19 protein-coding genes and 1 pseudogene are annotated in these 21,612 nt (G+C 71.9%); 11 read left to right on the plus strand and 9 right to left on the minus strand.

Going from position 1 to position 21,612, the window contains the following annotated elements:
- Window positions 1-288 precede the first annotated feature (288 nt).
- A complete protein-coding gene (locus ACGF4C_RS30935; protein WP_201801698.1) occupies window positions 289-1,041 on the minus strand; it encodes a GntR family transcriptional regulator in 753 nt (250 codons plus the stop codon).
- 459 nt (window positions 1,042-1,500) lie between these two features.
- Between ACGF4C_RS30935 and ACGF4C_RS30940 the strand changes: the two genes are divergently transcribed.
- Window positions 1,501-2,250 (plus strand): PIG-L deacetylase family protein, encoded by a 750-nt coding sequence (locus ACGF4C_RS30940; protein WP_393570643.1) that lies wholly within the window; start codon window positions 1,501-1,503, stop codon window positions 2,248-2,250.
- 12 nt (window positions 2,251-2,262) lie between these two features.
- On the opposite strand, the gene ACGF4C_RS30945 is transcribed toward ACGF4C_RS30940, so the two are convergent.
- Both ACGF4C_RS30945 and ACGF4C_RS30950 read right to left on the minus strand, forming a co-directional pair.
- Window positions 2,263-3,243, minus strand: coding sequence for an alpha/beta fold hydrolase (locus ACGF4C_RS30945; RefSeq protein ID WP_393570645.1), 981 nt, complete (start codon window positions 3,241-3,243; stop codon window positions 2,263-2,265).
- A gap of 198 nt (window positions 3,244-3,441) precedes the next feature.
- On the minus strand, window positions 3,442-3,864 hold the full coding sequence (locus ACGF4C_RS30950; RefSeq protein ID WP_393570647.1) for an ATP-binding protein: 423 nt from the start codon (window positions 3,862-3,864) through the stop codon (window positions 3,442-3,444).
- A gap of 176 nt (window positions 3,865-4,040) precedes the next feature.
- On the opposite strand from ACGF4C_RS30950, the gene ACGF4C_RS30955 reads away from it, so the two are divergent.
- Together ACGF4C_RS30955 and glpK are read left to right on the plus strand one after the other, a co-directional pair.
- Window positions 4,041-4,808, plus strand: coding sequence for an IclR family transcriptional regulator (locus ACGF4C_RS30955; protein WP_393570649.1), 768 nt, complete (start codon window positions 4,041-4,043; stop codon window positions 4,806-4,808).
- 36 nt (window positions 4,809-4,844) lie between these two features.
- Window positions 4,845-6,359 (plus strand): glycerol kinase GlpK, encoded by a 1,515-nt coding sequence (glpK, locus tag ACGF4C_RS30960; protein ID WP_393570651.1) that lies wholly within the window; start codon window positions 4,845-4,847, stop codon window positions 6,357-6,359.
- A gap of 133 nt (window positions 6,360-6,492) precedes the next feature.
- Here the strand turns inward: glpK and ychF are convergent, their stop codons facing one another.
- The gene (gene ychF, locus ACGF4C_RS30965) at window positions 6,493-7,581 is read right to left on the minus strand and encodes a redox-regulated ATPase YchF (protein ID WP_030815653.1); all 1,089 of its coding nucleotides are present in this window, start codon (window positions 7,579-7,581) and stop codon (window positions 6,493-6,495) included.
- Between the two features lie 621 nt (window positions 7,582-8,202).
- On the opposite strand from ychF, the pseudogene ACGF4C_RS30970 reads away from it, so the two are divergent.
- Window positions 8,203-8,541, plus strand: a pseudogene (locus ACGF4C_RS30970) (DUF6542 domain-containing protein); the annotation flags it as partial.
- A gap of 13 nt (window positions 8,542-8,554) precedes the next feature.
- Here ACGF4C_RS30970 and ppgK read toward each other — a convergent pair.
- Both ppgK and ACGF4C_RS30980 read right to left on the minus strand, forming a co-directional pair.
- Window positions 8,555-9,442 (minus strand): polyphosphate--glucose phosphotransferase, encoded by an 888-nt coding sequence (gene ppgK, locus ACGF4C_RS30975; RefSeq protein WP_393570654.1) that lies wholly within the window; start codon window positions 9,440-9,442, stop codon window positions 8,555-8,557.
- Between the two features lie 99 nt (window positions 9,443-9,541).
- Window positions 9,542-10,600: a 4-hydroxy-3-methylbut-2-enyl diphosphate reductase gene (locus tag ACGF4C_RS30980; RefSeq protein WP_393570656.1), complete on the minus strand. Its 1,059-nt coding sequence runs from the start codon at window positions 10,598-10,600 to the stop codon at window positions 9,542-9,544.
- A 97-nt stretch (window positions 10,601-10,697) separates the two neighbouring features.
- On the opposite strand from ACGF4C_RS30980, the gene ACGF4C_RS30985 reads away from it, so the two are divergent.
- The 4 genes from ACGF4C_RS30985 (at window position 10,698) to ACGF4C_RS31000 (ending at window position 14,693) form a co-directional block, all read left to right on the plus strand.
- Window positions 10,698-12,185, plus strand: a complete 1,488-nt coding sequence (locus tag ACGF4C_RS30985) for an APC family permease (RefSeq protein ID WP_393570658.1) — start codon at window positions 10,698-10,700, stop codon at window positions 12,183-12,185.
- Between the two features lie 47 nt (window positions 12,186-12,232).
- Window positions 12,233-13,468 carry an exodeoxyribonuclease VII large subunit gene (xseA, locus tag ACGF4C_RS30990; protein ID WP_393570660.1) on the plus strand — a complete coding sequence of 412 codons (1,236 nt, stop codon included), beginning with the start codon at window positions 12,233-12,235 and terminating at the stop codon, window positions 13,466-13,468.
- A 181-nt stretch (window positions 13,469-13,649) separates the two neighbouring features.
- Window positions 13,650-13,853 carry an exodeoxyribonuclease VII small subunit gene (locus ACGF4C_RS30995; RefSeq protein WP_030412200.1) on the plus strand — a complete coding sequence of 68 codons (204 nt, stop codon included), beginning with the start codon at window positions 13,650-13,652 and terminating at the stop codon, window positions 13,851-13,853.
- A gap of 246 nt (window positions 13,854-14,099) precedes the next feature.
- Entirely contained in the window at window positions 14,100-14,693 is a 594-nt protein-coding gene (locus ACGF4C_RS31000) for a malonic semialdehyde reductase (RefSeq protein WP_201801725.1), read from the plus strand.
- A 118-nt stretch (window positions 14,694-14,811) separates the two neighbouring features.
- Here the strand turns inward: ACGF4C_RS31000 and ACGF4C_RS31005 are convergent, their stop codons facing one another.
- Window positions 14,812-15,342: a DUF4245 domain-containing protein gene (locus ACGF4C_RS31005; protein ID WP_393570697.1), complete on the minus strand. Its 531-nt coding sequence runs from the start codon at window positions 15,340-15,342 to the stop codon at window positions 14,812-14,814.
- A gap of 236 nt (window positions 15,343-15,578) precedes the next feature.
- Here ACGF4C_RS31005 and glpX point away from each other — a divergent pair, with 236 nt between their 5' ends.
- Entirely contained in the window at window positions 15,579-16,610 is a 1,032-nt protein-coding gene (gene glpX / locus ACGF4C_RS31010) for a class II fructose-bisphosphatase (protein WP_030412197.1), read from the plus strand.
- Window positions 16,611-16,697: 87 nt separating this feature from the next.
- Here glpX and ACGF4C_RS31015 read toward each other — a convergent pair whose 3' ends face one another.
- Together ACGF4C_RS31015 and ACGF4C_RS31020 are read right to left on the minus strand one after the other, a co-directional pair.
- On the minus strand, window positions 16,698-17,057 hold the full coding sequence (locus tag ACGF4C_RS31015) for a WhiB family transcriptional regulator (protein WP_030412196.1): 360 nt from the start codon (window positions 17,055-17,057) through the stop codon (window positions 16,698-16,700).
- A gap of 208 nt (window positions 17,058-17,265) precedes the next feature.
- On the minus strand, window positions 17,266-18,123 hold the full coding sequence (locus tag ACGF4C_RS31020) for a DUF1707 domain-containing protein (RefSeq protein WP_393570663.1): 858 nt from the start codon (window positions 18,121-18,123) through the stop codon (window positions 17,266-17,268).
- Between the two features lie 215 nt (window positions 18,124-18,338).
- Between ACGF4C_RS31020 and ACGF4C_RS31025 the strand changes: the two genes are divergently transcribed.
- Entirely contained in the window at window positions 18,339-20,021 is a 1,683-nt protein-coding gene (locus ACGF4C_RS31025) for a fumarate hydratase (RefSeq protein ID WP_393570665.1), read from the plus strand.
- A 118-nt stretch (window positions 20,022-20,139) separates the two neighbouring features.
- Window positions 20,140-21,552 (plus strand): class II fumarate hydratase, encoded by a 1,413-nt coding sequence (locus ACGF4C_RS31030; RefSeq protein ID WP_393570667.1) that lies wholly within the window; start codon window positions 20,140-20,142, stop codon window positions 21,550-21,552.
- Window positions 21,553-21,612 lie beyond the last annotated feature (60 nt).

Consider the following 21,612-nt stretch of genomic DNA (forward strand, 5'->3'; position numbering starts at 1 on the left):
TTACGTGCATACGGGGGAGAAACGGACAACGGACTTGAGGCCGAAAGTCACTACGGATCTCGCACGAGGCGTGACTTCGGGGCATCACACGGGAATTCCGCCGCTTCACGCGGGAATACCGGCCCCCCTGCCGCCGTTGTCGGCCCACAGGGGGCGCGCGCAACCCCTACGGGATCTGTTCGACCGCGCCCTAGGGGAAAGCGGCTCCACTGCTTACGGAGCCCGGCGAGGGCCCCACCCAGCGCCCGCCCGTCCCCGTCCCCGCCGCCCACTTCACCGGCAGGCCGCCTACTTCACCGGCAGGTGGTATGCGACCCGGTAGCGGTCCGCGAGCGTGACGATGTCGGCCGTCTCGACCGGGCGGCCGCCCGCGAAGTACGTCCGCGAGATCACCAGCACCGCATGGCCCGGAACCCCGCCCAGCGCCATGGCTTCCTCGGCCAGCGCGGCCCGCGCGCCGACCTCCTCGATGACGTTGTCCACCACCACATCGATGGCCGCCATCCGCTCGACGACACCGCGGCCGGCCAGTGGCCCCTCCTCCGGCAGCATCACCGGCGTCCGGCCGGTCACGTCCAGCGGCTCCCAGGACGTCGAGAGCATCGCCGGCTCGCCCTCGGCGCGGAAGAGGTAGCGGGTCCGCATGACCCTGCCGCCCGGCGGGATCCGCAGCCGCCCGGCCACCGCCGAACTGGCCGCCTCCTGCTCGCTGCTGGACTCCCAGGTGCCGCGCACCCGCTCGTCCGTCTGCTCCTGCCGGAAGGGCGTACACCCACCCACCGCATGGAACCCGACCCGCGCGATACGCCGCGGAACGGGCTGCTCGCGCACGTACGTCCCCGACCCCGAGCGGCCCTCGACGAGCCCCTCCGCCATCAGGACCTTGCGGGCCTCCAGGGCGACGGTGTCCGAGACGCCGTACTCCTCGCGGATCCGGGCCTGGGAGGGGAGGCGGGTGTGCGGCGGCAGCACCCCGTCGACGATCTTCTGGCGCAGGTCGCCGGCGACGCGGAGGTACGCGGGCTGCTCACCGAAAGGCACGTGCCCCTCCCAACAGCTTGACAGTCAGCAACAGCGTGGCAACCGCGCGTGGTCGACCGCAACCTCGGGCCAGATATTCACCTGTTGTGATGAAACCCAGCTCAGCCACCTGGGGACCGCGCGTGCCCGCACCGGCGTTCCGCATCTTCCGCCTCGCCCACCTCCGGCGTCACACCCGCAGGCGCCACCTCGTCATGTCACGATCGTCCACACGCCCCCACCACCGGGGCCCGACGACGACCACGACCACCACGACGACCGCGACCACCACGGCGACCACGACAAACGCGACGCCCCGACGGCAGCCCGACGGAACGCCCGGACGACCGCCCGGAAAGTGTCCGAAAATCGACCGAACGGCGAACGTGCCGGACAGCCCCGGAACGGAAGCGACCGCTTCGGAACGGAACCGACCACCCGGAGCAGGAACGACCACCCGGAGCAGGAAGGAAGGCGCCCATGCCCGCCGAGTCCCACCTCTCCCCCATGCCCAAGGACTGGCAGCGGGCCCTCGCCGTCGCCGCCCACCCCGACGACCTCGAATACGGCGCCGCGGCGGCCATCGCCGAATGGACCACCGCCGGGCGGGAGGTGAGCTACCTCCTGGTCACCCGTGGCGAGGCCGGTATCGACGGGCTGGCCCCCGACGAATGCGCCCGGGTGCGCGAGGCCGAACAGCGGGCCGGCGCCGCGCTCGTCGGCGTCCAGACCGTGGAATTCCTCGACCACCACCGGGACGGCACGATCGAAGGCGGGCCGGTTCTGCGCCGCGACCTCTCGGCGGCCGTCCGCCGCCACCGCCCGGAGCTCCTGATCACCCTCAACCACCACGACACATGGGCCGGGGGGCACTGGAACACCCCGGACCACCGGGCGGTCGGCCGGGCGGTGCTGGACGCGGCGGGCGACGCCGGCAATCGGTGGATCTTCCCGGAGCTCGCCGACGCGCTCGGCCTCGCTCCCTGGAACGGTGTCCGCTGGGTGGCGGTGGCCGGCTCGCCGTACCCCACGCACGCCGCCGAGGTCGGCCCCGGCATCGACCGCGCGGTGGCCTCCCTGGCGGCGCACAGTACGTACATCAACGGCCTGCGCGGCCACGGACAGAACGCGCAGTCCTACGCCCGCACCTTCATCGAGCAGGCCCTCCGCACCGGCGGGGAACGCCACCGCGGCCGCCCGGCAACCCTGTTCGAGCTGTTCCCGCGCTAGGCCCCCGTACGGTCACGAACCCCAAGTATCGTCCCCCGCAACCCCGTTCACCGCGCCCGCCGCGAACGTGGCCACCAGTTCCGCGATCTCCGCCGGCCGTTCCAGCACCATCGCGTGGGTGGCGTCCACCCCGGCGACGGTGACGTACGGCCGGGTCCGGGCCAGCTCCGCCAGGTCGCGCCGCAGGCCCTCCGTATAGGCCGCCATCAGGTCGTCGAACCACGACGGCACGCCCGGCACCGGCGGGTGGGGGCGCAGCGCCCGGGCGATCAGCAGCGGCCGGGAAACGTTCCGGTAGCGCCCGAACAGGTCGATCCCGGCCATCGCCTCCTGCAGCTCGCCGGCCTGCTGCCGCCCGGGCCGCAGGAAGAGCCGCCCGTCCCCGGCCTCCGCCAGCGACCGCCGCACCCCTGCCTCCATCACGTCGGCGGGAATCCCCAACTCGGCGGCCATGCCGGTCTGATAACCGATCACACCCGCCAACGCCGCTGCGTCGAAGGGCCGTCCGCCCGCCTCCGCCGCGAACTGCCGTGCCTCGGCGAGCCGTTCCCGCACCCATTCCGGATCCAGTCCCACGTACTGCTCGGGCCGTCCCATCCCGTGCCCGTCGAGGTTGACCGCCGCGGGCACGGCGTCCGCCAGGGCCTCCAGACACCGTACGGCCACCATCCCGCCCAGCGAGTGCCCCACCACCACGGCCCGCGGTGCCCCGCACGCCGTCAGCACCGCCCGTACGTCCTCGACGGCCACCTCGAACGTCCACGGCACCGCCCCGTCCCCCGACCGCCCGTGGCCGCGCAGATCCATAGCCAGCACCCGGTGCCCGGCGGCCAGCAGGGGCGCCACCCGCTCCCAGTCCATCAGCGTCCGCCCGGCCCCGTGCAGCAACAGCACCGCCGCCCCCGCCCCGCCGTGATCCCGCACCGCCAGCTCCACCCCGTCGCCGGCCTCGCACACCAGGTCCCGGCCCGCATTCCACGTGCTTTGTGTCATGCGTCCACGCTAGGGCCGCCGAACGCGTTCAAGATCATCCGCGAAGTCGATGCGCCGGGCGCCTTTTCCGGGAGAGAATGGATCATCACCTCCGCGCCGACGGCCACCGTTGTCACTCCTGGTGTGCGTCGGCATTCCTGGTGTGCGACACATTCCTGGTGTGCGACACATTCCTGGTGTGCGACGGCGATTCACGACTTACGCGGCGTGGAGTTCCGCCCACCGGGTGGTGCCGCCCGCGTGGACCCGCGTGCCGCATTCGGCCGCCAGGGCGGTGACGATGCAGAGCCCGCGGCCGTGCTCGTCCGTGCAGCGCTCGGCGACCGGCGGCCCGTCCGGCGTGGCGGCCCCGGTGTCGGTGACCTCGACGCGCAGGACGTTGCGCCCGTCGACGGCCCGCGACAGCCGCAGCACCGCCGGCGGCCGGGCGTGCACGACCGCGTTGGTGACGAGTTCCGAGACCACGAGGAGCGCGTCCTCGGCGAGGCCCGGAGTCAGGTTCCAGCCGGCCAGGACCGCACGCACCCGCCGGCGTACGACCGAGACGGCTTCGGGGATGTGGGGCAGCGGGCAGACGTGTTCGACCGCCTCCCCGACCACCTCTTCGAGCTGTGCCGTCATGCCGCCTCCTCCGAGGCCCCCTACCGGCTGGATGCCGGGCTTTGAAGGGACGCTATGGGGGTCGGCGGGGGCGGTCAATGAACAGCGGTCGGCATTACCGAACGCTGCCCGCGAAGGGCCGTCCCTACCGGCAGATGCCGACCGCGGGACTACGACCGCGGGACTACGATTGCCTCATGGCCGGCCCGGTCCAGTCGATCGAACGGGCGGCGGCAATCCTGCGTCTGCTCGCCAGTGGGCCCCGTCGGCTCGGGCTGGGTGAGGTGGCCGCGTCGCTCGCGCTGGCGAAGGGCACCACCCACGGCATTCTGCGCACCCTGCAGAACATCGACTTCGTCGAGCAGGACCCGGCGACCGGGAAGTACCAGCTCGGGGCCGCGCTGCTGCACCTGGGCACCAGCTACCTCGACGTGAACGAGCTGCGCTCCCGCTCCATCAACTGGGCCGACGCCCTGGCCGCCCGCAGCGGGGAGGCGGTCCGCCTGGGCGCGCCCCTGGAGGGCAAGGTGCTCATCGTCCACCACGTCTTCCGCCCCGACGACACCCTCCAGACCCTGGACGTGGGCGCGCTGCTGCCGCTGCACGCCTCCTCGCTCGGCAAGGTCCTGCTGGCCTTCGGCAGCGTGCCGCTGGAGCCGGCCGTGGAGGCCGGGCTGGAGGCGTACACCCGGCACACCCTGGTCGACCGCGAGCACCTCACCCGGGCGCTCACCGAGGTCCGCGAGCTCGGGTGGGCGGCCGAAGTACAGGAGATGATCACGGGCGAGGCCGGTATCGCCGCGCCGGTCCGGGGCCACGGCGGCCTTGTGGTGGGAGCCATCGGCGTCTCCGGCACGGTCGAGCGGATCTGCGACACCAAAGGGGTCCCGCAGCCGGCCCTGGTCACCCAGGTCCGCCACGCCGCCCGGGCGATCTCCCGAGACCTGGGAGCCGCCCGCTGGTGAGCCACCGCTCTCGCGCCCCGCAACGGAGGGTTGATCATGGTTAAGCGGTATGTGATGTCCATCGACCAGGGCACCACCTCCACCCGATGCATCCTGTTCGACCACCAGGGGCGGCTGGTGTCGGTCGCCCAGCGGGAGCACCAGCAGTACTTCCCCCGGCCCGGGTGGGTCGAGCACGACGCCGTCGAGATCTGGCACACCCTGCAGCGCGTGGTGCCGCAGGCGCTCTCCCATGCGGATGTCAGCCCCGACGAGGTCGCCGCCGTCGGGATCGCCAACCAGCGCGAGACGACCGTGCTCTGGGACCCGCGTACGGGCACCCCGCTGGGCAGGGCGATCGTCTGGCAGGACACCCGTACGGCTCCGCTGGTCGAGGACCTCAGGAGCCGGCCCGGGGACGAGTTCTTCCTCCGGCGCTGCTGCCTGGCCCCTTCCGCGTACTTCTCCGCGCCCCGGATCCGCTGGCTGTTCGACCACGTCGACGGGTTGCGGCAGCGCGCCGAGGACGGCGAGGTGCTGTTCGGCACGATGGAGAGCTGGCTGATCTGGAACCTCACCGGCGGACCGGCCGGCGGTGTGCACCTCACCGACGTCACCAACGCCAGCCGCACCATGCTCATGAACATCAGCACCCTCGACTGGGACGAGGAGCTGCTGGAGTTCTTCGGGGTTCCCCGGCCGATGCTCCCGGAGATCCGCGCCTCGGCCGAGAGCTACGGAGCCGCCCGTGCCGTCATCCCGGGCGTCCCCATCACCGCGGCCCTCGGTGACCAGCAGGCGGCGCTGTTCGGGCAGACCTGCTTCGCCCCCGGCGAGGCGAAGTGCACCTACGGAACCGGCAGCTTCCTGCTGCTCAACACCGGCACCGACCTCGTACGGTCCCGGCACGGGCTGCTCACCACCGTCGCCTACAAGGTCGAGGACCAGCCCGCGGTCTACGCGCTCGAAGGCCCGATCGCCGTCACGGGCGCGCTGGTCCAGTGGTTCCGCGACCGGCTGGGGCTGATCAGCACCGCTCCCGAGATCGAGACGCTCGCCCGCACCGTCGAGAACAACGGCGGCTGCTACATCGTCCCGGCGTTCTCCGGCCTGTACGCACCGCACTGGCGCAGCGACGCCCGCGGGGTCATCGTCGGCCTCACCTCGTACATCACCAAGGGGCACCTGGCCCGGGCCGTGCTGGAGGCCACCGGCTGGCAGACCCGGGAGGTGGTCGACGCCATGAACGCCGACTCCTCGCTCGCCCTGAAGGTGCTCAAGGTGGACGGCGGGATGACGTCGGACAACCTGCTCATGCAGTTCCTGGCCGATGTGCTCGACGTACCCGTGGTGCGCCCCATGGCCGTCGAAACGGTCTCCCTGGGCGCCGCCTACGCCGCCGGCCTCGCCGCCGGCTACTGGCCCGACCTGGAGGTCCTCCGCCGCAACTGGCACCGGGCCGCCCAGTGGCTGCCGGACATGCCCCCCGAGCGCCGGGAGGCGGAGTACGAGGACTGGAAACGGGCGGTCGAGCGCTCTTTGGGCTGGATCAGGTCGCCGCGGCCGCCCTGAGAAAGCCAGGGGCCCGAAAACCAGCGGCCCAAAAACCAGTGGCCCGACCCTGAAGGGCCGGGCCGCTGTGCGGTGTCGGGGTGCCGGATCAGCGGGGTGACGTTGGGTCAGCCGCGTGGCGTGACATCACCTGCTACACGTTGAACCGGAACTCCACCACATCCCCGTCCTGCATCACATACTCCTTGCCCTCCATGCGGGCCTTGCCCGCGGAGCGGGCGTCGGCGACCGAGCCGGTCTCAACGAGGTCGGCGAAGGAGATGACCTCGGCCTTGATGAAGCCCTTTTGGAAGTCGGTGTGGATGACGCCCGCGGCCTCGGGGGCGGTGGCGCCCTGCTTGATGGTCCAGGCGCGGGTTTCCTTGGGGCCGGCCGTCAGGTAGGTCTGCAGGCCGAGGGTGCGGAAGCCGACGTGGGCGAGGGTGGCGAGGCCGGGCTCCTCCTGGCCGACGGACTGGAGGAGTTCGAGGGCCTCGTCCTCGTCCAGTTCGGCGAGGTCGGCCTCCAGCTTGGCGTTGAGGAAGATCGCCTCGGCGGGGGCGACCAGTTCGCGCTGCTCGTTCTTGAAGTCCTCGTCGGTCAGCTCGTCCTCGTCGACGTTGAAGACGTAGAGGAACGGCTTGGTGGTGAGGAGGTGGAGGTCGTGGAGGAGCTCGTTGCGCTCGCTGCCCTGGACGATGCCGTGGGCGAAGAGGGTGTCGCCCTTCTCCAGGATGGCCTTGGCCTCTTCGACGGCCTTGACCTTGGGGGCCACGTCCTTCTTGATCCGCGATTCCTTCACCAGGCGCGGAAGGACCTTCTCGATGGTCTGGAGGTCGGCGAGGATCAGCTCGGTGTTGATCGTCTCGATGTCGTCCTTGGGCGAGACCTTGCCGTCGACGTGGACGACGTTCTCGTCCTTGAAGGCGCGGATGACCTGGCAGATCGCGTCGGACTCGCGGATGTTCGCGAGGAACTTGTTGCCCAGGCCCTCGCCCTCGGAGGCGCCGCGGACGATGCCGGCGATGTCGACGAAGTCGACGGTGGCCGGGAGGATCTTCTGGGAGGCGAAGATCTCCGCGAGCTTGGCCAGGCGGGGGTCGGGGACGCCGACGACGCCGACGTTCGGCTCGATGGTGGCGAACGGGTAGTTGGCCGCCAGCACGTCGTTCTTGGTCAGGGCGTTGAACAGGGTCGACTTGCCGACATTCGGCAGACCGACGATTCCGATCGTGAGCGACACGGTGGCGACTCGACTTCCGAAGGGAGAGTGGTGGGGTGGGCAACGGCCTCGTGAGGGGCCGATCCACCAGTCTACGGGGCGGGCGGCGGCGCCCGGCCGCCCCAGCCCGGGCCGGTGCCCCGCCGCCGCGTCCCGTCCTCCGGCCGCCTCCCGGCCCGGCCCGCACCCGCTCGTGTCGAACGCAGTGCCAAGCTCGGCCAAAGGGCGTGTCCCGTAACCGGTTAATACCACTTAGCGGCCTACCGTTGCCGAGTGGAGCAACACGAAGCGCGCACCCCCCAGCACGGCCCGCCGTGGTCCGGACGCCCGGCCGCGGACCAGGACGCCCGGCTCCCGCGCCCGGCGGAGGCCGTGGCCCCCGACCCCGACGACGACTTCCTCTCCGCGATGCGGGCCTCCGGCTTCGCGTCCGTCCCGATCGCCGCGCCCACGCCCGTACGGGCCGCGGCGCGCGGCCCGGCGCAGGCGTGGGCCGCCCGGGGGCCCACCGCGGCAGCCGTGGCGGGACCCGTTGGTGAGCGGGCGGCCGTGCCGCCCCCGGTGGTGCCGGAATCCTCGGCCGTCTACCGGGCGCGTCCGCAGCGTCCGATCCCCGCGGCGCCGGACGGCCTGCGACGCCGGATGCCCGCGGCCAAGCTCACCGGCCTGGGCTGCTGGCTGCTGGCGACCCTCGCGCTGCTCGCCTTCGCCTGCCTGGACCAGCTGCTGCTCGGCGGCGCCCAGACCCCGTACGGCGTGTTCTTCCTGCTGGTCGGCGTCGGCGCGGCGGTGTGGGTGCGGCCGTACGACCTGATCTGTGCGCCGGTCACGCTGCCGATCGCCTTCACGCTCGGCGCGGTGCCGATCCACCGCGGCGGGGACGGTTTCGGCGGGCTGCTGATGGGCGTCTTCACCGTATTGGCGCTGAACGCGGGCTGGCTCTACGCGGGCACGCTGGTCTGCGGACTGATCGCGGTCGTCCGGCGGGCGGCGGTCAGCGCGCGGCGTCGGGCCAGCCGACCGGTGACGCGACCGCGGAGCGGGGAGCCCGGGCCGGCGGACCGGGCGGCGGCGCGGAAGGCCGGCCGGACCCGGCCGGGGCCACGGCCGCGGCAGGTGGCGCGCCAGCCCGAGCGGCGTACGCGGCCATCGCAGCCCCCACGATCCCCGCGTTGTTCTGAAGCTGAGCCGGCACGATCTCGGCCCTGATGCCCTCGATCAGCGGCAGGAACTTCTCGGCCTTGCGGCTCACCCCGCCGCCGATCACGAACAGCTCGGGCGAGAACAGCATCTCCACATGGGCGAGGTACTTCTGGACCCGGCGCGCCCAGCGCTGCCAGCTGAGGTCCTCGTCCTCCTTGACCTTGGTGGAGGCGCGTTTCTCGGCATCGTGGCCGTTCAGTTCGAGGTGGCCGAGCTCGGTGTTCGCCAGGAGCCGGCCATCGGTGAAGACGGCGCTGCCGATGCCGGTGCCGAGGGTGAGGACGATGACGGTGCCGGTCCGGCCGCGGCCGGCGCCGAAGCGCATCTCGGCCAGGCCGGCCGCGTCCGCGTCGTTGAGGAGGGTGACCGGGCAGCCGCCGGCCTCGCCGCCGAGCCGGTCGGTGAGCAGGGCGGCGGCGTCGGTGCCGATCCATCGTTTGTCGACGTTGGCGGCGGTGCGGGTGATTCCGCCGGTGACCACTCCGGGGAAGGTCGCGCCGACCGGGCCGGTCCATCCGAAGTGCGCGACCACCTCGCGGACGCCGTCCGCGACGGCGTCCGGGGTGGCCGGATGCGGGGTCAGCACCTTGTGGCGCTCGTCGGCGAGGTCGCCGCGTTCGAGATCCACCGGGGCGCCCTTGATGCCCGATCCGCCGATGTCCACACCGAAGACCCTCATGGGGAAAAGGCTAGGCGCGGACGGGCCCGGCCGCCCAGGGAACGCGGATCCGGCGGCGCTTTCGTCCGCCGGGGCCGCGCTCGTCGTCGGGCCGGAGCGTCAGGCCTCGGTGTCCTCGGCGTCCTCGGTCGCGGCCTTGGCCTCGGCGCGCAGATCGCGGCGGAGTTCCTTGGGCAGCGAGAAGGTGATGGACTCCTCGGCCGCCTTGACGAGCTCGACGTCGCCGTAGCCGCGCTCGGCGAGCCACTCCAGGACCTGCTCGACCAGGACCTCCGGGACGGAGGCGCCGGAGGTGACGCCGACCGTGGTCACGCCCTCCAGCCAGGCCTCGTCGATCTCGGCGGCGAAGTCCACGAGGTAGGCCTCGCGGGCACCGGCGAGCTTGGCGACCTCGACGAGCCGCTTGGAGTTGGAGGAGTTGCGGGAGCCGACCACGATGACCAGGTCCGCCTCGGCGCCCATCTGCTTCACGGCGAGCTGCCGGTTCTGGGTGGCGTAGCAGATGTCGTCGCTGGGCGGGGAGACGAGGCCGGGGAACTTGGTCTTCAGGGCGTCGACGGTCTCCATGGTCTCGTCCACGGAGAGGGTGGTCTGCGACAGCCAGACGATCTTCGACGGGTCGCGGACCTCGACCTTGTCGACGTCCTCGGGGCCGTCGACGAGCTGGATGTGGTCGGGGGCCTCGCCGGAGGTGCCGATGACCTCCTCGTGGCCCTCGTGGCCGATCAGGAGGATGTCGTAGTCCTCCTTGGCGTAGCGGACGGCTTCCTTGTGGACCTTGGTCACCAGGGGGCAGGTCGCGTCGATGGTGGCGAGGCGGCCGCGCTTGGCCTCCTCGTGGACGACGGGGGCCACGCCGTGTGCGGAGAACATCACGATGTTGCCCGGCGGGACCTCCTCCGTGCGCTCGACGAAGATCGCGCCCTTCTTCTCCAGGGTCTGCACGACGTACTTGTTGTGCACGATCTCGTGGCGTACGTAGACGGGCGCGCCGTACTGCTCCAGGGCTTTCTCGACGGCGATCACGGCGCGGTCCACGCCCGCGCAGTAGCCACGGGGGGCGGCGAGCAGGACCTTGCGGCCGGCGGGGGGGCGGATGTCACTGGGACGCGCAGCGTCTCCACTGGGGGCGGCGGTGGGCGACGGGCGGGAAGTCATGCCGTCCATCGTAAGGGCCGTGGCCGGCGCCCGAAGATCGGCCGTTGGCCGAGACTGGGAGGCCACTACCGAGGCCGGAACCACCGAGGAGGCCGGGATGGAGTCGGGGCGGCGGGGCAGGGCGGCCGAGGCCGCGGGGCCGGCGGCGCTGCGGCGGACGCTGACGTTCCGGGACCTGGTCGTCTACGGGCTGCTGTTCATCGCCCCGATGGCTCCGGTCGGGATCTTCGGCACCCTGCTGGCCACGTCACACGGCGCGATCACCCTGGTCTACGTGGTGGCGACGGCCGCGATGGCGTGCACGGCGTACTCGTACGCCCAGATGGTGCGGGTCGCGCCGCGGGCCGGGTCGGTCTACACCTACGCCCGGGTGGGGCTGGGCGACGGTGCCGGGTTCGTCGCCGGGTGGATGGCGATGCTGGACTATCTGCTGATCCCGGCGGTGGCGTATCTGTTCTCCGGGATCGCGCTGCACGCCCTGGTGCCCTCGGTGCACCAGTGGGTGTGGACGGCGCTGGCCGTGGTGGTGACGACGCTGCTGAACCTGTGGGGCGTACGGACCGCGGCGGTGGTCGGCTTCGTGGTGCTGGCTCTGGAGCTCGCGGTGCTGGTGGTGTTCGTCGGCGCGGCCGGGTACGTGCTGGTCACGGCGGGGGCGCGGCGCGGCTGGAGCGAGCCGTTCACCGGTGCGGGGGCCTTCTCCCCGGTCGCGGTGCTCGCGGCGGTGTCGGTGGCGGTCCTGTCGTTCCTGGGCTTCGACGCGATCGCGTCGTTCGCGGAGGAGGCCAAAGATGCGCCGCGCGAGGGGGGTGCCCCGGGACGGAGTCCGGGGGAGCGTCCCGGGAAGGGTGGCGGTGGGCGACGGGCGGGCGGCCCCCGGCGGGTCGCGCGGGCGGTGCTGGCCTGCCTGGCGGTGGCGGGGGCGCTGTTCGCCGTACAGACGTATCTCGCGGCGCTGCTCGCCCCGGTGTCGGCGGCCGGACTGGCGGCCAGACCGGGTGAGCAGGGCAGCGCCTTCTACGTGACGGCGGAGGCGGCCGCCGGCCCGTGGCTGGGGCAGCTGGTGGCGGCCGGCAAGGCGGTCGGGGCGGCGTTCGCGGCGCTGGCGGGGCAGGCGGCGGCCGGGCGGCTGCTGTTCGCGATGGCCCGGGACCGGCGGCTGCCGGGGGCGATGGCCGAGGTGGACGCCCGCCGCGGGGTGCCGCGCCGGGCGCTGCTGGGCGCGGCGGGGGTGACGCTGGTGGCGGCGGTGTGGGCGGCGCGCCGGGACGACGGGCTGGAGCAGCTGTCGTCGATCGTGAACGTGGGGGCGCTGACCGCTTTCGGGCTGCTGCACGCCTCGGTGATCGGCTGGTTCCGCTTCCGGGCACGGGAGCGGGCCGGGGTGCCGGGCGTGCTGCGGCACGTGGTGGTGCCGCTGCTGGGGCTCGCGGTGGTGGTCGCGGTGCTCGTGGCGGCGTCGCCGACGGCGCAGGCCGTGGGCGGGTGCTGGCTGGCGGTGGGGCTGGTGTGGCTGGCGGTGCAGTACGGGCGGCGGTCGCGGGCCGGCGGGGCGGGGACCGAGGGAGGCGGGGCGGCGGGCTGAGGGCGAGGCGGCCGGCGCTGTCGGTGGCCGCCGCTACGCTCGCTCGTATGGCTGTCTCCACGTCCCCCGAAACGCCGATCCCGGTCGGCGAGGTGTCCCGGCTCATCGGCGGCTGGATCGACCGGCTCGGCGCGGTCTGGGTCGAGGGGCAGATCACCCAGCTCTCCCGCCGCCCCGGCGCGGGCGTGGTCTTCCTGACGCTGCGCGATCCGTCCCACGACATCTCGCTCCGCGTGACGTGCTACCGCCAGGTCTTCGACAAGGTCGCGGACGTGATCAGCGAGGGCGCCCGGGTGGTGGTGCACGCCAAACCGGAGTGGTACGCCCCGCGCGGTCAACTGTCGCTGCGGGCCGCGGAGATCCGGCCGGTCGGCGTCGGTGAACTGCTCGCGCGGCTGGAGCAGTTGAAGAAGTCACTGGCGGCGGAAGGGCTGTTCGCGGCGGACCGCAAGAGGCCGCTGCCGTTCCTGCCGCAGCTGATCGGGCTGGTCTGCGGGCGGGCCAGCGCCGCGGAGCGGGACGTGCTGGAGAACGCCCGGCACCGCTGGCCGGCCGTCCGCTTCGAGGTGCGCAACGTCCCCGTGCAGGGCGTGCATGCGGTGCCGCAGGTGATCGCGGCGGTGCAGGAGCTGGACGCGCTGCCCGAGGTGGATGTGATCATCGTGGCCCGCGGCGGCGGCAGCGTGGAGGACCTGCTGCCGTTCTCCGACGAGCAGCTGGTCCGGGCGGTGAGCACGGCGGTGACGCCGGTCGTCTCGGCGATCGGTCATGAGCCGGACACGCCCCTGCTGGACCTGGTGGCCGATCTGCGCGCCTCGACTCCGACGGACGCGGCGAAGAAGGTGGTCCCGGACGTCGGCGAGGAGCTGGCCCGGGTGCAACAGCTGCGGGAGCGGGCGTTGCGCGCGGTCGAGGGCTTCCTGCAGCGGGAGCAGCGGGGGCTGGCGGCGGCGCTGCAGCGGCCGTGCATGGAGCGGCCGCAGCGGATGGTCGAGGAGCGTGAGGAGCAGGTCACGGCTCTGGTGGAGCGCGGCCGGCGGACGCTGGGGCATCTGCTGGACCGGGCCGATTCGGAGCTGACGCACACCCTCGCGCGGGTGGTCGCGCTCTCGCCCAGGGCGACGCTGGAGCGCGGCTACGCGGTGCTCCAGAAGGCGGACGGGGCGGCGGTGCGCTCCCCCGCGGAGGTCGATGCCGGGGAGGAGCTGCGGGCCCGGGTGTCCGCGGGCGAGTTCCGGGTCCGGGTCGGCGGCGTCCAGGGCACTGTCAGTGACCCCGAATAGGGTGGGAGACATGGCGAAGGCGCAGGCGAAGACGGAGCGGGAGACGGACGGCGTGGCGGAGACGGAGCAGGGCCCGGCGGCCGGCGCGGACACCGGCGCGCGGGGCCCCAAGAGTGCGGAGCCCGCCGCGGAGCCGGGCCCGGACGCCGCCGGACCGCAGCCGGGCACATCCGCGGACGCGGTGCCCCCGGTGGATTCCACGCTCGGCTACGAGCAGGCGCGGGACGAGCTGATCGAGGTCGTCCGCAGCCTGGAGGCGGGCGGTACGACGCTGGAGGAGTCGCTGGCGCTGTGGGAGCGCGGCGAGGCGCTGGCGAAGGTGTGCCGCCGCTGGCTGGACGGCGCCCGGGCCCGGCTGGACGCGGCGCTGGCCGAGGAGCGGTAGGCGCGGCGGTCTCCGGGCCGCGCGCCGCTCGCCGCCCGCAGATCAGGCGGCCCTTCACACCCCCTCATGTGAACCGGCTCACAACACCCCCGATTTAGTTGAATATTAATCTATCTGCTTTAGAGTGGAGAGCACGGAGAACCGTGCAGTATGTGGACTGCGGTATCCGCATCGTGGTACTCGCCGCCTCCGCGGCGGCTACCGCAGACCCGTTTGACCACCGAGCTGACCACCGAGGTGCTTTTCATGTCTCTCGCCCTTGACGCCGCCGCCCAGGACCTGCTGTTCCGCGAGGCCCAGACCGCCAACACGTTCACGGACGAGCCGGTGACGGACGAGCAGGTCCAGGCGATCTACGACCTGGTGAAGTTCGGCCCGACCGCCTTCAACCAGTCGCCGCTGCGGATAACCCTGGTCCGTTCGCCCGAGGCCCGGCAGCGCCTGGTCAACCACGCCATGGGCGCCAACGGCCCGAAGACCCTGACCGCGCCGCTGACCGCGATCCTCTCCGTCGACCTGGACTTCCACGAGAAGCTGCCGGAGCTCTTCCCGCACGCCCCCGGCATCAAGGACACCTTCTTCGCCGAGGCCGCCGTCCGCGAGGTCGCCGGCACCCAGAACGCCACCCTGCAGGCCGGCTACTTCATCGTCGGCGTCCGCGCCGCCGGCCTGGCCGCCGGCCCGATGACCGGCTTCGACTTCACCGGCATCGACAAGGAGTTCTTCGGCGACGGCAAGCAGAAGTCCTTCCTCGTCATCAACATCGGCAAGCCGGGCCCGGACGCCTTCTTCCCGCGCGCGCCGCGCCTGACCTTCGACGACGCCGTCACCACCGTCTGACGGCCGTCACCACCCTCCGACCGCGGTCGGCACCGTCCGACGGCCGTCGGAAACCACACAGGGGCCGCCGCACCCAGCCCGGGTGCGGCGGCCCCTGCATGCTTCGCCTGCGTCAGCGCTACTTCGCCACCAGGGCGGCCGCCAGGTCCGCCAGCCGCCCGTACGGCGCGGTGCCGGTGACGACCGTGGTCACGCCCTTCTCCTCGCGGACCAGCGCCTTGTACCTGTCGCCCTCATAGCGGTCCCACTTCTTGCTGCCGACGGCCTGCTTGCCCTCGGTCCTGGTGGCGCCGAGGGTGACCTCCTGGATGAACTTCCGCGGCGGCGCGTCACTCTGCTCGACCGCCGCGTACTGCTCCTCCGGGTCGAGCATGCCCAGGTGCCAGGCACCGCCCTTGCCGTCGTCGCTCACCTTGTAGGAGACGGAGGTGGCACGCCAGGTCCTGGGGAGCCCCTGGGGTGCGGCGACCGGATAGGGCGCCGCCCGCCGGGCGGTGATCAGCTCGACGCGGTAGTCGACCGTCTTCACCGCGTTCTTCGCCGCGTCCGCACTCTCGTCGTGCGGGATGAAGATGTAGATCGCCCCGACCAGGACGCCGATCACTGCCAGCGACAGGACCATGTCCCGCACCGTTTGCCTGCCTCGCATACCTGCCACGCCCCTATGGTCCCCCATCCCCGCGCCGGCCCCGACAGGCCCCCCGGTGACGCCCGTCACCTGCGCGAACACCGTGTCGCGCATCCCCCGGTCGGCCGCTCATGCGAAGGGCCCTCTGCTCATTTTGGTGACGTGCGGATACTGTGAACCTCTGGGGGAGACCCCCGCGCCCCCGCACAGCCACCCTCACTCCTCCACGGCCGTCGCCGTACAGAAAGGTGCGCTCGATGACCGAGCATCATCTCCCGTCCCAACTCGAGGTCAGCCCCGAGGCCCCGGACCGCAACCTCGCCCTGGAACTCGTCCGGGTCACCGAGGCCGGTGCCATGGCGTCGGGCCGCTGGGTGGGGCGAGGTGACAAGAACGGCGCGGACGGCGCGGCGGTCAAGGCCATGCGCGCCCTGATCCACACCGTGTCCATGAACGGGGTCGTCGTCATCGGGGAGGGCGAGAAGGACCACGCCCCGATGCTGTACAACGGCGAACGCGTCGGGGACGGCACCGGCCCGGAGTGCGACGTGGCCGTGGACCCGGTGGACGGTACGACGCTGACCGCCAAGGGCATGGCCAACGCGGTGTCCGTGATGGCGGTCGCCGAGCGCGGGTCGATGTTCGACCCGTCCGCGGTCTTCTACATGGACAAGCTCGCCACCGGCCCGGAGGCGGCGGACTTCGTCGACATCACCGCCCCGGTGGCGGTGAACATCAAGCGGATCGCCAAGGCGAAGAAGTCCGCGGTCGAGGACGTCACCGTGGTCATCCTGGACCGGCCGCGCCACGAGGGCCTGGTCAAGGAGGTCCGGGAGGCGGGCGCCCGGATCAAGTTCATCGCCGACGGCGATGTCGCGGGCGCGATCATGGCGGCCCGCGAGGGCACCGGCGTCGACCTGCTGCTGGGCATCGGCGGTACGCCCGAGGGCATCATCACGGCCTGTGCCATGAAGTGTCTGGGCGGCACCCTGCAGGCCAAGCTGTGGCCCAAGGACGACGAGGAGCGGCAGCGCGCCCTGGACGCCGGGCACGACCTGGACAAGGTGCTGGAGATCGACGACCTGGTCCGTGGCGACAACGTCTTCTTCGTCGCCACCGGCATCACCGACGGCGAGCTGCTGCGCGGCGTGCGCTACCGCGCCGAGACCGCCTACACCCAGTCCCTGGTGATGCGGTCCAAGTCCGGCACGATCCGGCAGATCGACTCCCAGCACCGGCTGTCGAAGCTGCGCGCCTACAGCTCGGTGGACTTCGAGCGCCCGAGCTGACGGCTCCCACCGGGACGACCCCGGACGCACTTCGCCCCCGCCGGAGAGGCTCCGGCGGGGGCGAAGTGGCCCATACGCGCGGTCGGTTCAGCCGGCCGCGGGCATATGGGCCGCACGCTGCAGCTCGGACTCCCGGCGCCGGCGCCGGGTCAGCACGACCCTGCGCTCGGCCGCGGTGAGCCCGCCCCAGACGCCGTACGGCTCCGGCTGGAGGAGCGCGTGCTCCCGGCACTCGACCATCACCGGGCAGCGGGCACAGACCCGCTTCGCGGCTTCTTCCCTGGCCAGCCGCGCGGCGGTCGGCTCCTTCGACGGGGCGAAGAACAGCCCGGCTTCGTCCCGGCGGCACACCGCCTCGGAATGCCAGGGACCGGCCTCGTCGCGCGCAGGTACTCGCGGGGACGGAAGGACAGCGGCATCCTGCAGGGGCTGATGCGGTAGCAGCACGGTCTACTCCTGACGACGGCTTCGGCGCGAGAATCACCCTTGCCCGTCTCGCTGCGCACGGCCTTTTTCCGCACCCCGCAGCCGTACGAGAGACGATGCACCAGCCCTACCCGCTGTGCGCACGCTTATGCACACCGTGGCGATCGTGCGGAAAGGAGATCACGCGACAACGCGAAAAGTCGTACCGCGGCCCCGGGACGTCCGTACCTCAGCGGCCGCGGTCGTGCCTCTTGCGGAAGCGGTCCCGGCGCTCCTGCCGCTCCAGACGCAGCAGTTGGTGCCGCTCGCGGTGCTCGTCGCGGAGCTGCCGGCGCAGATCGCGGTGGTCCTCCCACACCCGGCCGCGCAGCTCGCGGTGGTTCTCCCGCATCCGGTCCCGCAGGTCGCTGATCAGCGCCCCGCGCTTGGGCCGGGCCTCCACGCTGCCGAGGACGGCGAAGCCGTTGACCTGGATCTGCGGGGCGTCGCCGTCCTCCGCCTCGTGGGTGTCGATCTCGAAGGCCCCCAGGATCCCCGAGCCGCTGCTGCGCAGCGTGACGTTCTCCGGCACCCGGATCTCCACGCTCCCGAAGAGGGAGGTGACGGTGATCTGGACCTGCTGCTGCGGGAAGACCGCCTCGGTCAGGTCGATCTCGACGGACCCGAAGATCGCGACGGCGTTGATCCGCGCCGGGACGTGCCAACGCCCCTTGCGGGAGGCGGCGCTGAAGATCGCGACGAGGTTCTGGTCCGGGGGCGGCGCGCCGGTGCCGGCCGCGGCCGCCGACGTGCCCGGTCCCGGCTGCGGACGGCCGCCGGCGGCCGGCAGGTCGCGGACGACCGGCTCCAGCTCGCCCAGGGTCTTGGCGCGGTAGACCGTGTCGATCCGCTCGGCGTGCTCCTCGGGATCGAGGCGGCCCTCCGCCAGCGCCTCCCGGAGTATCGCGGCGATCCGATCGCGGTCCGCGTCGGACGCCCGGATGTCCGCCTCGGCCACGGGCGCGCCCGCGGGCCTGGCCGCGGCCTTGGTCAGGTCCACCGTTTGCGGGGTCTCGGGGCCCACTCGTCCCCCGTTGTCTGCATCCACCGCCCCAGCGTACCGAAACGCGATAGATCGCGACTAGGGATTGCCGCGGCGGACCGCACATTCGCCCGAACCGGAGCCCGCACCGGCCCCGTACCGCCGCCGAACCGGAGCCTGCCGCCGACTGAGCCTTACCTCACAGCCCCGTCCGCGCGCCAGGGTTCTACGCTGTTGGGGCGCTGCCGCAGATGTCAGCCGAAGCCATCGTCGAGTAAGGATTGGCCGCGATGCCGGAATTCGCCTACACCGACCTACTGCCCACGGGAGAGGACAAGACCCCGTACCGCCTCATCACGAAGGAAGGTGTCAGCACCTTCGAGGCCGACGGCCGGACGTTCCTCAAGGTCGAGCCGGAGGCGCTGCGCAAGCTGGCCGAAGCGGCGATCCATGACATCCAGCACTACCTGCGCCCCGAGCACCTCGGGCAGCTCCGGAAGATCATCGACGACCCCGAGGCCTCGGCCAACGACAAGTTCGTCGCCCTCGACCTGCTGAAGAACGCCAACATCGCGGCCGCCGGCGTGCTGCCCATGTGCCAGGACACCGGCACCGCGATCGTGATGGGCAAGCGCGGCCAGAACGTGCTCACCGAGGGCGGCGACGAGGAAGCGCTCTCCCGCGGCATCTTCGACGCGTACACGCAGCTGAACCTGCGCTATTCGCAGATGGCCCCGCTGACCATGTGGGAGGAGAAGAACACCGGCTCCAACCTCCCGGCGCAGATCGAGCTGTACGCGACCGACGGCGGCGCCTACAAGTTCCTCTTCATGGCCAAGGGCGGCGGCAGCGCCAACAAGTCCTTCCTCTACCAGGAGACCAAGGCGGTCCTCAACGAGGGCTCCATGATGAAGTTCCTGGAGCAGAAGATCCGCTCGCTCGGTACGGCCGCCTGCCCGCCGTACCACCTCGCGATCGTCGTCGGCGGTACGTCGGCCGAGTACGCCCTCAAGACCGCCAAGTACGCCTCCGCGCACTACCTGGACGAGCTGCCCGCCGAGGGCTCGCCCACGGGCCACGGCTTCCGGGACAAGGAGCTGGAGGAGAAGGTCTTCGAGCTGACGCAGAAGATCGGCATCGGCGCGCAGTTCGGCGGCAAGTACTTCTGCCACGACGTCCGCGTGGTCCGCCTCCCCCGGCACGGCGCCTCCTGCCCGGTCGCCATCGCGGTGTCCTGCTCCGCGGACCGCCAGGCCGTCGCCAAGATCACCGCCGAGGGCGTCTTCCTGGAGCAGCTGGAGACCGACCCGGCCCGCTTCCTGCCGGAGACGACGGACGAGGAACTGACCGAGGGCGCCGGCCCCGACCTCGACGCGGTCGCCATCGACCTCGACCGTCCCATGGACGAGGTCCTCGCCGAGCTGACCAAGCACCCGGTGAAGACCCGGCTGTCCCTGACCGGCACGCTGGTCGTCGCCCGCGACATCGCGCACGCCAAGATCAAGGAGCGTCTGGACGCCGGCGAGGAGATGCCGGAGTACCTCAAGAACCACCCGGTCTACTACGCGGGCCCGGCCAAGACCCCCGAGGGCTACGCCTCCGGCTCGTTCGGCCCGACGACCGCGGGCCGGATGGACGCCTACGTCGAGCAGTTCCAGGCCGCCGGCGGCTCGAAGATCATGCTCGCCAAGGGCAACCGCTCGCAGCAGGTCACCGACGCCTGCGCCGCCCACGGCGGCTTCTACCTCGGCTCCATCGGCGGCCCGGCCGCCCGTCTGGCCCAGGACTGCATCAAGAAGGTCGAGGTCCTGGAGTACGAGGAGCTCGGCATGGAGGCGGTCTGGAAGATCGAGGTCGAGGACTTCCCGGCCTTCATCGTCGTCGACGACAAGGGCAACGACTTCTTCCAGGACCCGGCCCCGGCCCCGACGTTCACCAGCATCCCGGTGCGCCAGGGCGCCTGACCCGCCCGGCCCTCCCCCGGGCCGCCGCACACCACCACCGCCCCGCCGGGCGAACTGCCGGCGGGGCGGAGTGCGTCGGGGCGGGAACAGATCCCCTCCGCAGGGCACTGTCATAGGTATGAGTGACACGAGTGCAGTGGGTGACGGCGGCGGGTTTCGCGTGGAGCACGACTCCATGGGCGAGGTCCGGGTGCCCGCGGAGGCCAAGTGGCGGGCGCAGACACAGCGCGCGGTGGAGAACTTCCCCGTTTCCGGGCAGCGGCTGGAGCGGGCGCACATCGAGGCGCTGGCGCGGATCAAGGGCGCGGCCGCCAAGGTGAACGCCGAGCTGGGGGTGCTGGAGAAGGACGTCGCGGAGGCCGTGCAGGAGGCGGCCGCTGCGGTCGCCGGGGGTGAGTGGGACGCGCACTTCCCGGTCGATGTGTTCCAGACGGGCTCCGGGACGTCGTCGAACATGAACACCAACGAGGTCGTCGCCACGCTCGCGAGCGAGCGGCTGGGGCGGGACGTCCATCCGAACGACCACGTCAATGCGAGCCAGTCGTCCAATGATGTGTTTCCCTCGTCGATCCACATCGCGGCCACTTCGGCGGTGCTGAACGGTCTGATTCCGGCGTTGGAGCATCTCGCGGCGGCGTTCGAGCGGAAGGCGGAGGAATTCGCGGACGTCGTGAAGTCGGGGCGGACGCATTTGATGGATGCCACGCCGGTGACCCTGGGCCAGGAATTCGGCGGATATGCCGCCCAGGTGCGGTACGGCGTGGAGCGGCTGCGCAGTGCGGTCCCGCGGCTGGCGGAACTGCCGCTCGGCGGTACGGCCGTCGGCACGGGCATCAATACACCACCCGGATTCTCCGCCGCGGTGATCGCGGAAGTGGCCCGGGCCACCGGACTGCCGCTGACCGAGGCGCGCAATCATTTCGAGGCGCAGGGCGCACGGGACGGCATCGTCGAGACCAGCGGGCAGCTGCGGACGATCGCCGTCGGGCTGACGAAGATCGCCAATGACCTGCGGTGGATGGCGTCGGGGCCGCGCACCGGGCTCGCCGAGATCAATCTGCCGGACCTCCAGCCCGGTTCGTCGATCATGCCGGGGAAGGTCAATCCGGTGATTCCGGAGGCGGTGCTGATGGTCGCCGCACAGGTCACCGGGAATGACGCGACGGTGGCCGCGGCCGGCGCGGCCGGTAATTTCGAGCTCAATGTGATGCTCCCGGTGATCGCGCGGAACGTCCTCGAATCGATCCGGCTGCTCGGTAATGTGGCGCGACTGCTGGCGGACCGTACGGTCGACGGCATCACCGCCAATCCGGAACGGGCCCGCGAATACGCCGAATCGTCGCCGTCCGTCGTCACGCCGCTGAACAAGTACCTCGGTTATGAAGAGGCGGCCAAGGTGGCGAAGAAATCGCTCGCCGAGCGGAGGACGATCCGTCAGGTGGTCCTGGACGAGGGGTACGTGGAACGCGGGCTGCTCACCGAGGAGCAGCTGGACGAGGCGCTGGACGTGCTGCGCATGACCCGGCCGTAACACCGCAAGCAAGGTACGTTACCGCGCCCGTAACGCCCGCTGCGTCTCATGTCACGGCGG

Origin of the sequence: Streptomyces sp. NPDC048197 (genome assembly GCF_043202395.1) — a bacterium.
Taxonomy (GTDB): domain Bacteria; phylum Actinomycetota; class Actinomycetes; order Streptomycetales; family Streptomycetaceae; genus Streptomyces; species Streptomyces siderophoricus.

Coding starts and splice junctions, on each gene's coding strand:
- ACGF4C_RS30945 (WP_393570645.1), bottom strand. CDS start 3,243: ATGACACAAAGCACGTGGAATGCGGGCCGGGACCTGGTGTGCGAGGCC.
- ACGF4C_RS30950 (WP_393570647.1), bottom strand. CDS start 3,864: ATGACGGCACAGCTCGAAGAGGTGGTCGGGGAGGCGGTCGAACACGTC.
- ACGF4C_RS30940 (WP_393570643.1), top strand. CDS start 1,501: ATGCCCGCCGAGTCCCACCTCTCCCCCATGCCCAAGGACTGGCAGCGG.
- glpX (WP_030412197.1), top strand. CDS start 15,579: ATGACCGAGCATCATCTCCCGTCCCAACTCGAGGTCAGCCCCGAGGCC.
- ACGF4C_RS31030 (WP_393570667.1), top strand. CDS start 20,140: ATGAGTGACACGAGTGCAGTGGGTGACGGCGGCGGGTTTCGCGTGGAG.
- glpK (WP_393570651.1), top strand. CDS start 4,845: ATGGTTAAGCGGTATGTGATGTCCATCGACCAGGGCACCACCTCCACC.
- ppgK (WP_393570654.1), bottom strand. CDS start 9,442: ATGAGGGTCTTCGGTGTGGACATCGGCGGATCGGGCATCAAGGGCGCC.
- ACGF4C_RS31005 (WP_393570697.1), bottom strand. CDS start 15,342: ATGCGAGGCAGGCAAACGGTGCGGGACATGGTCCTGTCGCTGGCAGTG.
- ACGF4C_RS30985 (WP_393570658.1), top strand. CDS start 10,698: ATGGAGTCGGGGCGGCGGGGCAGGGCGGCCGAGGCCGCGGGGCCGGCG.
- ACGF4C_RS30980 (WP_393570656.1), bottom strand. CDS start 10,600: ATGACTTCCCGCCCGTCGCCCACCGCCGCCCCCAGTGGAGACGCTGCG.
- ACGF4C_RS31000 (WP_201801725.1), top strand. CDS start 14,100: ATGTCTCTCGCCCTTGACGCCGCCGCCCAGGACCTGCTGTTCCGCGAG.
- ACGF4C_RS30955 (WP_393570649.1), top strand. CDS start 4,041: ATGGCCGGCCCGGTCCAGTCGATCGAACGGGCGGCGGCAATCCTGCGT.
- xseA (WP_393570660.1), top strand. CDS start 12,233: ATGGCTGTCTCCACGTCCCCCGAAACGCCGATCCCGGTCGGCGAGGTG.